Below are 14,192 nucleotides of genomic sequence, written 5' to 3' on the forward strand. Positions count from 1 at the left end.
TGCCCGCCGGGCGGCCGACCGGGCCGGTCAGGGACGCCAGCCGTACACCCGCTCCACCGCGAGCCGCAGGACCACCCGCCCGTCGGCCACCATGGCGGCCCGGTACTCGGCCCAGTCCGGGTGCTCGCCCCGGATCCGCCGGTAGACCTCGACCAGTTCCTCGACCGTGGCGTCGTCGGTGGCGGCGGCCGGCCGGGTGAGCGTCACGGTGCCCTCGGCCACCGCGTACGCCGCGCCGTCGGCGGTGGTGACGTGGAAGCTGGCCCGGGGGTCGCGACGCAGGTTGCGCACCTTCGCCCGGTCGCCGGTGGTGGAGCAGCGGATCAGACCCGGCTCGGCCAGGTAGTCGAGGTTCGACAGCTGGGGCCGGCCGTCCCGGCGCAGCGTGGCGAGCACCCCGCGCCCGCGCTCACCGAACAGCTCCCAGAGCCGGGCGCTCACCGCGCTCACCGCGCCACCTCGGACCGCAGCGGCGCGAGCGCGACGGCCAGCCGCGCGAGCCGGTCGAGCATGAGCGCGGCGGCCTCCTCACGGCCGGGGTCGGGTCGCAGCTCACCCGACTCGTCCAGCGCCTGCCGCAGGAAGACGACCACCTGGTCGTTGACCGGCGTCATGTTCAACGTGGTCACCACCTGCTTGATCATCTGCACCGCACGCAGGCCCCCGGAGGTCATGCCGTAGCTGACGAAGCCGACCGGCTTGTGCTGCCACTCGTGGTAGAGGTAGTCGATCGCGTTCTTCAGCGGCGCGCTGAAGCCGTAGTTGTACTCCGGCATGACCAGGACGAAGGCGTCCGCCGCGTCGATCTCGGCACTCCAGGCGCGGGTGTGCTCGTGCAGGTAGTCCCGTTCGGACGGGTGCTGCGGCTCGTCGTGGAAGGGCAACCCGATCTCGGCCAGGTCGACCAGGCGTACCTCGTCGAAGCCGGCGTGGCGGACGGCGGCGGCGGCGAACCAGTCACCGATGCGACGGCCGACCCGGCCGGGGCGGGTGCTGGCGACGACGACGTTCAGGCGGGGCATGGTGAGGTCACTCCTGTCGGGACGGCGGCCGGGGCCGGCGCGGTGAGCCGGGGAACGAGCCAGGCGACGATCGGCCCGATGCCGATCGCGTAGAGCAGGGTGCCGGGGCCGACGGCACCGCCGAGCAGCCAGCCGACCGTCAGCACCGTCACCTCGATCCCGGTGCGTGCCGGGCCGAGTGGCAGGCCGCGGGCGGCCAGGCCGGTCATCAGCCCGTCCCGCGGACCGGGGCCGAGGCGGGCGCCGAGGTAGAGCGCGGTGGCGAGGCCGTTGAGCAGGACGCCCGCGACCAGCAGGCCGATCCGGCCGGCGAGCGGGTCGACCGGCGGCAGCAGGGCTAGCGTCGCGTCGAGGGCCAGGCCGACGAGCGCGACGTTCGCGACGGTGCCGACGCCCGGGCGTTGCCGCAGCGGGATCCACAGCAGCAGCACCAGCAGCGCCACGCCGTTCACCAGCAGGCCCATCGGCAGGCCGGTGCGGTCGGCGAGGCCCTGGTGCAGCACGTCCCAGGACGCGAGCCCGAGGTCGGCGCGGACCATCAGCGCGACGCTGCCGCCGAACAGGGCCAGGCCGGCCGACAGCCGCACCAGCCGGGACGGCAGTTTGGTTGACATGTCATCAACCTAGGTCGCAACTTGGTGACATGTCAACAACACCGGTAGGATCGGTTCGTGGACGAACCGCGCTGGCTGGACGAGCAGGAGGACCGCGCGTGGCGCGGCTACCGCCGCATGCGCCGCCTGCTCGACCTGGAACTGGCCCGGGAGCTGATGCAGGACGCCGGGCTCTCCGAGCCGGACTACGACGTCCTGAGCGACCTCTCCGAGACCCCGGAGCAGCGGCTACGGCTCAGCGAGCTGGCAGACCGGATGCTCTGGTCCCGCAGCCGCCTGTCCCACCACATCTCCCGCATGCAGCAACGCGGCCTGGTCACCCGGGAGGAGTGCGCCACCGACGGCCGCGGCTCGGTCGTCGTGCTCACCCCGGCCGGGCGCCGGGCTGTCGAGGCCGCCGCGCCAGGGCACGTGGCAGCCGTCCGCCGGCACCTGATCGACCGGCTCACCCCGGCCGAGGTGTCCGCGCTCGGCACGCTCAGCCAGCGCGTGATCGGCCACCTCACCGGCCGCCCGGCTGCGGAGCACTGAGCCGTGGACGATCGCATCCTCGACCGGCTGCGCTGCCCGGTCTGCGCCGAACCGCTCACCGAGACCACCGCCGGCACCGCACGCGCGCTGCGCTGCCCGCGCGGGCACAGCTTCGACATGGCCCGGCAGGGATACGTCAACCTGCTCGCCGGCCGCACCCCGCACACCGGGGACAGCGCCGAGATGGTCGCCGCCCGCGCCGGCTTCCTCGCCGCCGGCCACTACGACACCGTCGCCGCCGCGCTCGCGACCACAGCGGTACGCGTCGCGGGCGTCGAGCCGTACCCCCTGGTCGTCGATGCCGGCGCCGGGACCGGGCATTACCTCGCGGCGGTGCTGGCGGCGCTGCCGGACGCCGCCGGCCTGGCCCTGGACGTCTCCAAGCCGGCGCTGCGCCGCGCGGCCAAGGCGCACCCGCGGGCCGCCGCCGCGCTGGCCGACACCTGGCAGCGGCTACCGCTGGCCGACCGGTCCACCGCCGTGCTGCTGAACGTGTTCGCGCCGCGCAACGGCCCGGAGTTCCACCGGGTGCTCGACCCCGGCGGCGCGCTGCTCGTGGTCACCCCGGCCGCCGACCACCTGACCGAACTCGTCGACGCGCTGGACCTGCTGCGGGTGGACCCGGACAAGGCCGAGCGGGTCGCCGGGAGCCTCGGCGCCCGCTTCACCGAGGAGTCCGCCACCGGGCACCGGACCCGGCTCGCGCTGACCCGCGCCGAGGTCGCCACGCTCGTCGGGATGGGACCGAGCGCCTGGCACGCCGACCCGCAACGGCTCGCCGCGCGCATCGCCGCGCTGCCCGAACCGGTGCCGGTCACGCTCTCGGTCCGGCTCACCGTGCACCGCCCGCGCTGACCGCGCTCAGGTGGACAGGTCGACCTCTTCCCAGCCCGGCGGCTCGTCGTGGTACGGCCCGCGCAGCACCACCGCCCACTCCAGCGCCCACCGGCGCTGCCCGATCGCGTTGGCGTCCACCAGCCCGGGCAGCGGCCCGCCGGCCTTCTCCGTCTCCAGGTACGCCCAGTCCAGGCAGTAGTGCAGGTCGAGCAGGGCCGCCGCGTCGCCCGGATGCTGCGGCGCGGCCAGGATCCGGGCCTGCCACTGGCCGAACGTCTCCCCCGCGACCAGGTTCGGCATCCGCTCGACCAGCCGCTCGTCCACCGGCACCGTCGGGTCCAGCTCCTTCGCCAGCCCGAGCACCCAGGCCAGCGAGAACAGGGCGTCGTGGTGCAGCACGAACGACCTGTGGTCACCCCGGCCGCCCATCACGAACTGCCACTCCGGCGGCGTCACCGAGTCGACCAGGTGCGACTCCAGCAGCCAGCTCATCGCCGCCTGCGCGGGCATGCCGAAGCAGCGGGCCAGGATCACGTGCAGGACCGCTATCCGGGCCTCGATCTCCGCTGTCGGACGCAGCTCGATCTCGTCGTCCGGCTCCCACACCAGCGGGAACTGCGGCGGTGGCAGCGGAAGGCCCAGCCGGGACAACTCGTCCAGGCTCGCCTCCCGGACGGCCCGGGGGTCGGGAGCGGGTACGCGCACGGTCAGTCCCTGTCTGTTCGGGTCCTCGCCGGTCGGTCCCCCCTGGCCTGGGAGGATAGCGACTCCGACCGGGGCGGCACCATGGCCCTCAGCCGATCCGCTCGACGACGAGCGGCGTCGCCTCCGGCGCGTGCGGCGCCACCCGCACCGCGGCGCGTGCCTCGGCCAGCGCGGCGGGCATCCGCTCGGCGTGCTCGGCGCGCAGCTCGAACAGCGGGTCGCCGACCCGCACCCGGTCACCGCGGCGCTTGTGCAGCACCACGCCCGCCGGGATGCTCACCGGGTCCTCCTTGCGGGCCCGGCCCGCGCCGAGCCGCCAGGCGGCGACCCCGATCGCGTACGCGTCGATCTCGGCGACCCAGCCGTCCTCGGTGGCGGTGACCAGCTCGACCTCGTTCGCGGCGGGCATCGGCGCGTCCGGGTCGCCGCCCTGCGCCCGGATCATGGTGCGCCAGGCGTCCATCGCCCGGCCGTCCCGCAGCGCCGCCTCCGGGTCGGCGTCCGGCAGGCCGGCCGCGTCGAGCATCTCCCGGGCCAGCGCCAGCGTCAGCTCCACCACGTCGGCCGGACCGCCACCGGCGAGCACCTCCACCGACTCGGTCACCTCGACCGCGTTGCCCACGGCCAGGCCGAGCGGGGTGGACATGTCGGTGAGCAGGGCGACGGTCCGTACGCCGTGCGCGCCGCCCAGTTCGACCATGGTGCGGGCCAGCTCGCGGGCGTCGTCGACGTTCTTCATGAACGCGCCGGAGCCGACCTTCACGTCGAGCACCAGCGCGCCGGTCCCCTCGGCGATCTTCTTGCTCATGATCGAGCTGGCGATCAGCGGGATCGCCTCGACGGTGCCGGTGACGTCGCGCAGCGCGTACAGCTTGCGGTCGGCCGGGGCGAGCCCGTCACCGGCCGCGCAGATCACCGCGCCCACGTCGCGGAGCTGGGCGATGAACTCGTCGTTCGTGAGCGCCGCCCGCCAGCCCGGGATCGACTCCAGCTTGTCCAGCGTGCCGCCGGTGTGGCCCAGGCCCCGGCCGGACAGCTGCGGCACCGCCGCGCCGCAGGCCGCCACCAGCGGGGTCAGCGGCAGGGTGATCTTGTCACCGACGCCGCCGGTGGAGTGCTTGTCCACTGTCGGCCGGGACACCGGCGACAGGTCGAGCCGCTCGCCGCTGGCGATCATGGCGGCGGTCCACCGGGCGATCTCCGGAGCGGTCATGCCGCGCAGCAGGATCGCCATGGCCAGCGCCGACATCTGCTCGTCGGCGACCAGACCCCTGGTGTACGCGTCGACCACCCAGTCGATCTGCCCGTCGCTCAGCACACCCCCGTCCCGCTTGGCCCGAATGACATCAACCGCCGTAAAAGCACTCACCTTTGAGTTCCCATCAATAGATCAACAACGTCGGCCGCACTCGCCGCGTTCGGTGCCCACGTCGGGCCGGGGCCGACCGTGCCCGGCGGAGGGATCAAGCCTGACCGCCCGGAGCCGGGCGCGGTCGGCCCCGGCCCCAACCGCAACCCCGACTCAACCGGCTCAACCCCAACGGACCGGAATCTCCGTAGGAGGCTCACCCTCACCAGCCCAGAAGATCGTCCCCGAAGCGTCCACCACCACCACGCGCGGCGTCCGCGCCAGCCCCCACTCGATCGCCCCGGCCGGGTCGTCCCAGGTCGAGCCCTCCTCCAGCACGCCGGTCTCGGCGCCGGTCTCACCGGACGACCGCTCCCAGTACGCGGTCCACACCTGCTGCCCGGCCGACAGGTCGGGATGCACGAACACGGTGCCCCGGCCCCGCCAGGCGGCCAGCCGGTCCGGCACCACAGGCACCGGGTGCTCGCCGGTCACCGCCTCGATGTCGGCCACGTCGAAGGCGTGCGGCAGCAGCTCGGCCATCCGCAACGGCCCGCCCTTCGCCTCGACCAGGCACTCCGGCCCGCCCTGCTCCCAGAGCAACTGCCGGCACCTGCCGCACGGCATCAGCGGCTCACCGGTGGCGTCGACGCAGGACAGCGCCACGATCCGGCCGCCGCCGGTGGCGTGCAGCTGCGAGACCACGCCGCACTCGGCGCAGAGGGTGACCCCGTAGCCGGCGTTCTCCACGTTGCAGCCGACCACGACGCGGCCGTCGTCGACGAGCGCGGCGGCGCCCACCGGGAACTTCGAGTACGGCACGTAGGCGTGCCGCATCACCTCGGTGGCGGCGGCCCGCAGCCGCTCCCAGTCGATCTCCATCACAATCCCCATTCTGCCCAGTCAACGCCGATCGGTCGCGGTTGCGGCCGGAGACGACGATGCCCGGCGGGTCGCCCCGCCGGGCATCGGTGTCGCGGCGGGCGGTCAGCCCTTGATGTACGGCTTGCCGTCGGCGGCCGGTGCCCGGACCTTGCCGACCAGCCCGGCCACGGCCAGGATCGTCGCCAGGTACGGCAGCATCGCCAGGAACTGGCTCGGGATGCTGCTGCCGATCGCGCCCAGGTAGGTGGCGAGCTGGTCGGCGAAGCCGAAGAAGAGCGCCGCCAGCAGCGCGCCGGTCGGGCTCCACCGGCCGAAGATCAGCGCGGCCAGGGCGATGAAGCCCTTACCGCCGATCATGTTCTTGGTGAACGAGTAGAGCGCCAGCGTGTACGAGGCGCCGCCGACACCGGCCACCAGACCGGCAAGGATCACGTTGCGGTAGCGCAGCCGCAGCACCTTCACGCCCAGCGTGTCGGCGGCGGTGGGGTGCTCGCCCACCGAGCGGGTCCGCAGGCCCCACCGGGTGCGGAACAGCGCCAGGTGGATGACGAGCACCAGCAGCAGGCCGAGGTAGAGGAAGATGTTGCCCCGGAACAGCGCCGGGCCGAGCAGCGGGATGTCGGACAGCAGCGGGATCTCCCAGTTGCCGAACCGGGGCGCGCTGTTGTACTTCGCCGCGTCGGTCTGCATCAGCCGCTCGTAGAGGAAGCCGGTGATGCCGACCGCGAGCAGGTTGAGCACGATGCCCATGACGACCTGGTCGACCAGGTAGCGGATGGAGAACACCGCCAGCAGGAACGAGATGAACGCGCCGCCGACGGCGGCGGCCACCAGGCCCACCCAGACGCTGCCGGACATGCTGCCGAACAGCGCGCCGGAGAACGCGCCCATCAGGAGCTGACCCTCGATGGCCACGTTGACCACGCCGGAGCGCTCGCACAGCACACCGGCGAGCGCGCCGAAGATCAGCGGCAGGGCCAGGATGAACGTGCCGCGTACGACGTTCACCAGCGGCATGAAGTTGCGGCCCTCGGGCGCGGCGGAGACCTGCCAGCACAGGAAGCTCAGCACGAAGGCGACCAGCCCGGCGCCGAGCAGCAGCGTGAACCAGCGCTTCGGCACGCCGGCCAGCAGCGCGCCTCCGGCCCCGGCGGTGATCAGCCCGAACAGGATCGCGCCGACCGTGCCGTTGATCTCCAGGGCGGCCCCGCCCTCGGTCTCGCTGAGCGTGAACCGCGCGTGCTGGTCGGTCGCGAGCGCGCCGAACAGCACCGCCGCGAGCACACCCAGCGCCAGCAGGACCGCGCCGATCTTCCGGTTACGGGTCCAGAAACCCTCGTCGACCGCGGTAACGGCGACCTCGGGGACAGCGGTGGTGGACATGCTCACCAGCCCTTCGCGAGGCTCGTCTGCAACCGGGCGGCGCGGGCCGCCCGGAGCTGGAAGATCGTCTTCACCAGGGCAGGCGCGGCGATGAAGATGACGATGAGCGCCTGGAGCACGGTGACCAGTTCCAGCGAGATGCCGGAGTAGGACTGCATCCGGTTGCCGCCGGCCTGGAGCGCGCCGAACAGCAGCGCCGCCAGCAGCACGCCCCACGGCTTCACGCGGCCGAGCAGCGCGACCAGGATGCCGTCGAACCCGATCTGCGCGATCACCAGCGGGGTCAGCGCGGTGGCGGTGGTGCCGAGCACCATGGTCGAACCGCCGAGACCGGCCAGCATGCCCGCGAGCACCATCACCAGCACGTACGTCTTCGTGACGCTGATGCCGGCGGTCCGGGCCGCGTCCGGGTTCGCGCCCACGGCCCGCAGCTCGAAGCCGAGCGTGGAGCGGTTGAGCAGCCAGGCGATGAACCAGGTGGCCGCCACCGCGAGCAGGATGCCGGCGTGCACCCGCAGGTCCTCGCCGAGCAGCCGGGGCAGCTGCGCGGAGGAGTCGACCGGCTTGCTGATCGCGTCCGACCGGTTCGGGTTCTGCACCCCGTTCTGGACGATGATCCAGGACAGGAAGTAGACCGCCACGTAGTTGAGCATGATCGTGTTGATCACCTCGTGCGCGCCGGCCCGGGCCTTGAGAATGCCGGGGATGAAGCCCCAGAGCGCGCCGCCGAGCGCGCCCGCGATCAGCGCCACCAGCAGGTGCACGAAGGGCGGCAGCGGCAGCGCGAAGCCGGCCACGGCGGCCAGGATGACGGCGATCGTCGCCTGACCCTGGGCGCCGATGTTGAACAGGCCGCCGCGGAAGGCGAGCGCCACCGACAGGCCGGTGAAGACGAGCGGCGCGGCGTAGGTGAGCGTCTCCGAGATCGGGCTCATGGCGGCGGTGAAGCCGACCGCGTCCGGGTCGAAGATCGCGCCCTTGAACAGGTTCGCGTACGCCTCGCTGACCACCGTCCAGCTGGCGTTCAGCGCGTCGGAGGGGCGGGCCGTGATGTAGCTGTAGGTGGCGAGCACCTCCGGGTCGGACACGATGATCAGCACCGCGCCGACCACCATGGCCAGCAGCACCGCGAGCACTGTCACGGTGACCGTGTTGGCCGCCCAGAGGTTGTCCAGGAACATCCGGCCCATGTCGCGGCGGGATTCGCCCGGCGGGGCCGGCTTCTTGGCGGTCGCGGTGGCCGGGACCGTCTGCTCGGTGTCACCGGCCGGCTGCGTCGGCGTCGCCCGGGCCTCGCTCAGCGACTCCTGCGCCTCGGTCGCCGGTTCCTTGTCCGGCGAGCCCGAGACGGGGTTCGGGTTGGTCATGCCTCGTCCTCGTTGCCAGGGCCGTCGTCGGTAGCGGTGGCGGCGTCCGGGGTGATGCCGGCCATCAGCAGGCCGATCTCCTCACGCGGGGTGTCCGGGCCGACGATGCCGATGATCCGGCCGCGGTACATGACCGCGATCCGGTCGGCCAGGCCGATCACCTCGTCCAGCTCACTGGAGACCACCATGACCGCGGTACCGATGTCCCGCTCGCGGATGACCCGGCTGTGGATGAACTCGATCGAGCCGACGTCCACGCCCCGGGTGGGCTGGGCCGCGATGAAGAGCTTCAGCGGCCGGGACAGCTCCCGCGCCACGATCACCTTCTGCTGGTTGCCGCCGGAGAGCGTGCCGACCGCCGCGTCGGCCGAGGAGGTACGGACGTCGAACTGCTCGATCCGTTCCCGGGCCGACTTCGCGATGGCCTCGGGCTTGAGCGACAGGCCCTTGCCGAAGGGCGGCCGGTCGTAGATGTCCAGCACCAGGTTCTCCGCCACGGAGAACTCCTTGACCAGGCCGTCCACGCTGCGGTCCTCCGGCACGTAGCCGACGCCGGCGTGGAGCACCTTCTTCGTCGACCAGCCGGACGTCGGCTCGCCGTCGAGGCTGATCGTGCCGGCGAGCGTCGGGCGCAGGCCCATGATCGCCTCGATCAGCTCGATCTGGCCGTTGCCCTGCACGCCCGCCACGCCGAGCACCTCACCGGCGTGCACTGTCAGGTCGACGCCGTCGACAGCGCGTACCTGCCGGTCGTCGTCCACAACCAGGCCGGCGACCTCCAGGACCGGCCTGCCCGGCGTGGCCGGCTTCTTGTCCACCGTCAGCCGGACGCTGCGTCCCACCATCAGCGCGGCCAGTTCGTCCCGGCTGGCGCTCGGCTCGGCGGTGCCGACCGTCTTCCCGCGCCGGATCACGGTGATCCGGTCGGCGATGGCCTTCACCTCGCCCAGCTTGTGGGTGATGAACACGATCGACTTGCCGGCGGCCTTGAGCGACCGCATGACCGTGAGCAGCTCCTCGGTCTCCTGCGGGGTGAGCACGGCGGTCGGCTCGTCGAGGATCAGCAGGTCGACGTCGCGGGTGAGGGCCTTGACGATCTCCACCCGCTGCTGGATGCCGACCGGCAGGTCCTCGATCACCGCGTCCGGGTCGACCCGCAGGTTGTACCGCTCGGACACCTCGGCGACCTCGCGCCGGGCCCGCCGCCGGTCGAGGATCCCGGCGAAGGGCCCCTTGACCTGCTCGGCGCCGAGCATCACGTTCTCGGCCACGGTGAAGACCGGCACCAGCATGAAGTGCTGGTGCACCATCCCGATCCCGGCGGCGATCGCGTCCGACGGGCCCTTCAGCTTCAGCGGCTTGCCGTCGACCAGGATCTCGCCCTCGTCCGGCTGGTAGAGGCCGTAGAGCACGTTCATCAGGGTCGACTTGCCGGCGCCGTTCTCGCCGACCAGGGCGTGGATCTCTCCAGGCTCCACCGTCAGGTCGATCTGGTCGTTGGCGACCAGATCACCGAACCGTTTGGTGATGCCGCGCAGTTCGAGTCTCAGCGCAACCTCCTGGAGTGCGAGCGATGGTGCAGCGTAGCGACCTGCCGCGCCGCCACCACGCCGGGTGGGGATGTCGGGGGGAGTCAAGCTGATCGGCCGCCCCGGCGCCGGGGGTACCTTCCCCGTTGCGCCGGGACGGCCGGATCGTCAAACCTGGTGTCCGCCGGCCCCCGCTGCCGATGATCGCACCGTGGGGGCCGGCGGAACTGTCACTTGGTCGGCTGGGCCTTCGAGGTGACGGTGATGGTGCCGGCCGCGATGTCCGTCTTGATCTTGTCGACCTCGGCCTTCAGGTCCGCCGGGACCTTGCTGTCGAAGTCGTGGTACGGCGCGATCGAGACGCCGTTGTTGGCGAGCGTGCCGACGAAGCCCGGGGTGGCCTGGAGCTTCTCGCCGCCGGCGGCCTTCAGCGCGGCCTCCTTGACGGCGTCCGGGATGTTCTTGACGACGGTGGTCAGGATCGCCGAGCAGTCCGGGGTGCTCTCGCAGCCGTCGATGTCCACCCAGACGGTCGAGTACTTGCCGCCCGAGGCCTTGGCCGCGGAGGTGGTGCCCAGACCGGCGCCGCCGGCGACCGGCATGACGATGTCGGCACCCTGCGCGACGAGCGCGTCGGAGACCTTCTTGCCCTCGTCCTGCTTCTCGAACGAGTTGGCGAAGGAGCCCTTCTGGGCGGCCTTGTCCCAGCCGAGAACCTGGACGTTCTTGCTCTTGGCCTTGTTGTAGTACGCCACGCCGTCGGCGAAGCCGTCCATGAAGATGGTGACCGGCGGGATCGGCAGGCCACCGTAGGTGCCGACCTTGCCGGTCTTGCTCATCCCGGCGGCCAGGTAGCCGGCCTGGAACGCGGCCTGCGCGGTGTCGAACTGCATCGGGAAGACGTTCGTCACACCCGGGTTGGCGTCGACGATGGCGAACTGCTGGTTCGGGTTCTTCTCCGCCGCCGCCTTGGTGGCGTCCGACATCAGGCCACCGACGGCCAGGATGAAGTCGCACTTCTGGTTGACGAACCCGGTCAGGTTGACCTCGTAGTCCGCCTCGGCCTTCGACTGGACGTACTTGATGTCGATCTTGTCGTTCTCCTTCTGCGCCTCCTGCAGGCCCTTCCAGGCCGAGGCGTTGAAGGACTTGTCGTCGACGCCGCCGACGTCAGTCACCATGCAGGCGCTGAACTTCTTGCCGCCGTCGCCACCGGCGTTGTTGTCGTCGTCCGGAGCCTCACCACACGCGGCAGCGCCCAGCACGAGTCCACCCGCCGCAATGACGGAGGCAATCCGCATCCCACGCACAGAGCGCAAGACGTCTCCTTCCCCTTGCACACCGCGTCGTGCACGGTGCGCAGCCCTTCGCCGACCTGCGATGTGCGGCCGGCGTCCCACGTTACGGACGGGAGCGTACGCCCGCGCCCACCCACCGGCCGACAATCGTGCACGACTGTTGAGCGTCCGTTACCCCGGTGTAACCCTTGCGTGGGGCAGGTCACTTATCCGGCCGGCGGGCGTGCGCGGTGGTGTCGCGAACGTCCGTTTTCCCGAGCTTCCCCGACGCCTGGCGGACTAACGCCAGAACACTGCGACGGCGGCGTTGACCAGCGTCAACCCGACGATCGCGAGGAAGTGGCCACGGTTGACGGTCTCCCGCTTCCGGGAGAAGAAGACCATGACGAAGATGACCAGCGCGAGCACCAACTTGGTAACAAGTTTTGCCGGCGCCGGCTCGTCGCCGTCACGCAGCGGGGCGGACAGCCCGATGCCGGTGAGGACCTGGATGATCGCGCCCCAGAGCATGGCCGCGTTGATGCGCAGCCGGCCGCTGACGTACTGGGCGATCCCACCGCCGAGCAACAGCGCGAAACCGATCAGATGGACGTAGAGAAGAATCAGTCGAAGAGCTTCCACGCGCCCCATCCTCCCTCATCAACGACGCTTTGTAGTAATGACCCGGCCGAGCTGCCGTCATACCGTGACCACCTCCCCCGCGATCTTGCGGTTACCGCCCCGACACAACGGGACGAAAGCCGCGCCGCAAGGGCCGCAACCGCAAGATCGCGAGAGGTCAGGGCTGGTGCAGGCGCCAGACCTGGAAGGTGGGGCCGTCGGCGGGGAGGGTCACCGCGCCCTCGGCGTCGGGGTGGAGGGCGGGGGCGTCGCCGTAGACGTTCTCGGCGGCGGGCAGGCCGGCCAGGCGGACCGGGGTGCCGGGGGCGCGTCTCGCCAGCACCAGCACCGTCGACCCGGGCGCCTCGCGCAGGAAGACGAGCGTGTCCGCGTCCGTGTGCACCCACCGCAGGCCGCCGTGCCGCAGCGCCGGCTCGTCGCGGCGCAGCGTCAGCAACGACCGGTACGCGTCGAACGTGCGCCGGTCCCAGCTCTGGGGCCGGTGCCACGGCATCGGGGTACGCGAGCCCTCCCCGTTCGTACCGGTCAGGCCCAGCTCGTCCCCGGCGAAGACCACAGGCGTGCCGGGCATCGTGGCGAGCAGTCCGGCCGCCACCTCCTGCCGGGCCGCGTCGCCGACCACAGTGCGGATCCGGGCCGAGTCGTGCGAGCCGAGCAGCTGCCACGAGTGCGTGTACGACCGCCACGACACCAGCGACCGGTAGGTGTTCATGGTGGCGAGCACCGCGTCCGCGTCGCGCCGCCGGACCCCGCCCGGGGTGCCGAGGAAGTTCGGCACCGGGTCGTCGCCGTGTCGCAGCCAGGACCAGACCGGGTCGGTGAAGCCGGCGTAGTTCATCGTCCCGTGCCAGCCGTCGCGGTCCAGGTCACCGGTGTGGTCGTGGCCGTGCTCGGCCAGCAGCAGGCCGTCCGGCCGGGTTTCGGCGACCACTTCGCGCAGCAGCCGCGCCACCTCGTGGGTGTACGCGTCCGCGCCGCGCCGGCCGGTCATGTTCGCCACGTCGACACGCCAGCCGTCCAGCCCGTACGGCGGGCGCAGCCAGCGGCGCAGCAGCGAGTCCTCGGCGGTGGCGAACCGTCGGCGCAGCTCCGCGCTGCCCCAGTTGAGCTTGGGAAGCGACTTCACCCCGTTCCACGACTCGTAGTCGCCGCCGGCCAGGTCGAAGTAGTACAGGTCGCGTTCCGGCGCGTGCACGTCGGAGACGGCTGCGGTGAACCAGTCGTGGGCGTCGCCGGTGTGGTTGCTGGTGATGTCGCCGAGCAGCCGCCAGCCCCGGGCGCGCACCGCGTCGGCGAGCCGGGCCAGCGCCGCGTCGCCGCCGAGCAGCGGGTCGACGGTGTCGAAGCTCGACGCGTCGTACCTGTGGTTGGAACGGGCCGGGAAGACCGGCGTGAGGTAGACGGTGTTGACGCCGAGCCGGTCCAGGTGGTCCAGGCGCTCGGTGATCCCGTCGAGGTCGCCGCCGTAGAACTGCCGGGGCGTCTCCGGGCCGCGTCCGATGACAGGGGTGTCCCAGTCGCATCCGATGGCCCAGTCCGGCACGGTCCGGCCGTCGGCGGCGGCCGAGCGGGCGAACCGGTCCGGGAAGATCTGGTAGATCACCGCGTCGCGGGCCCAGGCCGGCGGCGGAGCGTAGCTGACCAGCTTGAAGTCGCCGTTGTCGGGCACGTCGTGCCCGGCCAGGCCGGCGGCGTTCAGCCAGCGGGTGCCGCGTTCGCCGTCGAGCAGGAAGCGGTAGTTGCTGACCGGGTTGCGGACCTCGACGTCGGCCCGCCACCACACGTCGCCGCCGTCGGTGCGGTCGATCCGTGCCTCGGCGAAGCGCGGTTCGCCGTCGCCTGTGGTGCGCACGTGCACCTGGGAGACGCCGGTGCCGGCCGGGACCCGGACGAGGACCGGCACCGTCTGCCCGAGCGCGGGCTCCTGCTCCGGGACGTAGGTGGCGGAACCGTCGTGGTGCGGCTGAAGGGACATGGTGCTGCCTTTCGCGTCGTACCGACAGGGAGAGGGGCGGGCACCCGCCGCGGCCGGTTTCACCCGACCGCGGCGGT

Annotated in this window: 14 protein-coding genes; 2 read left to right on the forward strand and 12 right to left on the reverse strand. The window is 72.1% G+C overall.

What is annotated here, in order from left to right; all coding sequences use genetic code 11:
* Positions 1–27: 27 nt before the first annotated feature.
* The 3 genes from AB0B20_RS22260 to AB0B20_RS22270 are packed head-to-tail and all read right to left on the reverse strand — an operon-like array spanning position 28 to position 1,636.
* Positions 28–450 carry a PPOX class F420-dependent oxidoreductase gene (locus AB0B20_RS22260; protein WP_357381472.1) on the reverse strand — a complete coding sequence of 141 codons (423 nt, stop codon included), beginning with the start codon at positions 448–450 and terminating at the stop codon, positions 28–30.
* Positions 447–1,022: an NAD(P)H-dependent oxidoreductase gene (locus tag AB0B20_RS22265; protein WP_357381470.1), complete on the reverse strand. Its 576-nt coding sequence runs from the start codon at positions 1,020–1,022 to the stop codon at positions 447–449. Before AB0B20_RS22265 ends, AB0B20_RS22260 begins: the two co-directional genes overlap by 4 nt.
* Positions 1,010–1,636 (reverse strand): hypothetical protein, encoded by a 627-nt coding sequence (locus tag AB0B20_RS22270; protein ID WP_357381468.1) that lies wholly within the window; start codon positions 1,634–1,636, stop codon positions 1,010–1,012. Before AB0B20_RS22270 ends, AB0B20_RS22265 begins: the two co-directional genes overlap by 13 nt.
* A 57-nt stretch (positions 1,637–1,693) precedes the next feature.
* Between AB0B20_RS22270 and AB0B20_RS22275 the strand changes: the two genes are divergently transcribed.
* Both AB0B20_RS22275 and AB0B20_RS22280 read left to right on the forward strand, forming a co-directional pair.
* Entirely contained in the window at positions 1,694–2,167 is a 474-nt protein-coding gene (locus AB0B20_RS22275) for a MarR family transcriptional regulator (RefSeq protein WP_357381466.1), read from the forward strand.
* A 3-nt stretch (positions 2,168–2,170) separates the two neighbouring features.
* Positions 2,171–3,022: a putative RNA methyltransferase gene (locus tag AB0B20_RS22280; RefSeq protein ID WP_357473049.1), complete on the forward strand. Its 852-nt coding sequence runs from the start codon at positions 2,171–2,173 to the stop codon at positions 3,020–3,022.
* 6 nt (positions 3,023–3,028) lie between these two features.
* On the opposite strand, the gene AB0B20_RS22285 is transcribed toward AB0B20_RS22280, so the two are convergent.
* From AB0B20_RS22285 to AB0B20_RS22325, 9 genes are all read right to left on the reverse strand, one after another.
* Positions 3,029–3,709 carry a DUF4272 domain-containing protein gene (locus AB0B20_RS22285; protein WP_357381462.1) on the reverse strand — a complete coding sequence of 227 codons (681 nt, stop codon included), beginning with the start codon at positions 3,707–3,709 and terminating at the stop codon, positions 3,029–3,031.
* A gap of 88 nt (positions 3,710–3,797) precedes the next feature.
* Positions 3,798–5,078, reverse strand: a complete 1,281-nt coding sequence (locus AB0B20_RS22290; protein WP_357473052.1) for a thymidine phosphorylase — start codon at positions 5,076–5,078, stop codon at positions 3,798–3,800.
* A gap of 162 nt (positions 5,079–5,240) precedes the next feature.
* Complete coding sequence (locus AB0B20_RS22295; RefSeq protein WP_357381458.1) at positions 5,241–5,951, reverse strand: cytidine deaminase; 711 nt, start codon at positions 5,949–5,951, stop codon at positions 5,241–5,243.
* 93 nt (positions 5,952–6,044) lie between these two features.
* Positions 6,045–7,325, reverse strand: a complete 1,281-nt coding sequence (locus tag AB0B20_RS22300) for an ABC transporter permease (protein ID WP_357381456.1) — start codon at positions 7,323–7,325, stop codon at positions 6,045–6,047.
* 2 nt (positions 7,326–7,327) lie between these two features.
* Positions 7,328–8,692, reverse strand: a complete 1,365-nt coding sequence (locus AB0B20_RS22305; protein ID WP_357381454.1) for an ABC transporter permease — start codon at positions 8,690–8,692, stop codon at positions 7,328–7,330.
* Positions 8,689–10,329, reverse strand: a complete 1,641-nt coding sequence (locus tag AB0B20_RS22310; protein ID WP_357473055.1) for an ABC transporter ATP-binding protein — start codon at positions 10,327–10,329, stop codon at positions 8,689–8,691. Before AB0B20_RS22310 ends, AB0B20_RS22305 begins: the two co-directional genes overlap by 4 nt.
* A gap of 122 nt (positions 10,330–10,451) precedes the next feature.
* Positions 10,452–11,522, reverse strand: a complete 1,071-nt coding sequence (locus AB0B20_RS22315; RefSeq protein ID WP_357381794.1) for a BMP family ABC transporter substrate-binding protein — start codon at positions 11,520–11,522, stop codon at positions 10,452–10,454.
* A gap of 276 nt (positions 11,523–11,798) precedes the next feature.
* On the reverse strand, positions 11,799–12,140 hold the full coding sequence (locus AB0B20_RS22320) for a hypothetical protein (RefSeq protein WP_357381450.1): 342 nt from the start codon (positions 12,138–12,140) through the stop codon (positions 11,799–11,801).
* A gap of 157 nt (positions 12,141–12,297) precedes the next feature.
* A complete protein-coding gene (locus tag AB0B20_RS22325) occupies positions 12,298–14,115 on the reverse strand; it encodes a glycoside hydrolase family 13 protein (protein WP_357381448.1) in 1,818 nt (605 codons plus the stop codon).
* Between the last annotated feature and the right edge of the window lie 77 nt (positions 14,116–14,192).

It is taken from the genome of Micromonospora sp. NPDC049151, assembly GCF_040648395.1.
GTDB lineage: Bacteria > Actinomycetota > Actinomycetes > Mycobacteriales > Micromonosporaceae > Micromonospora.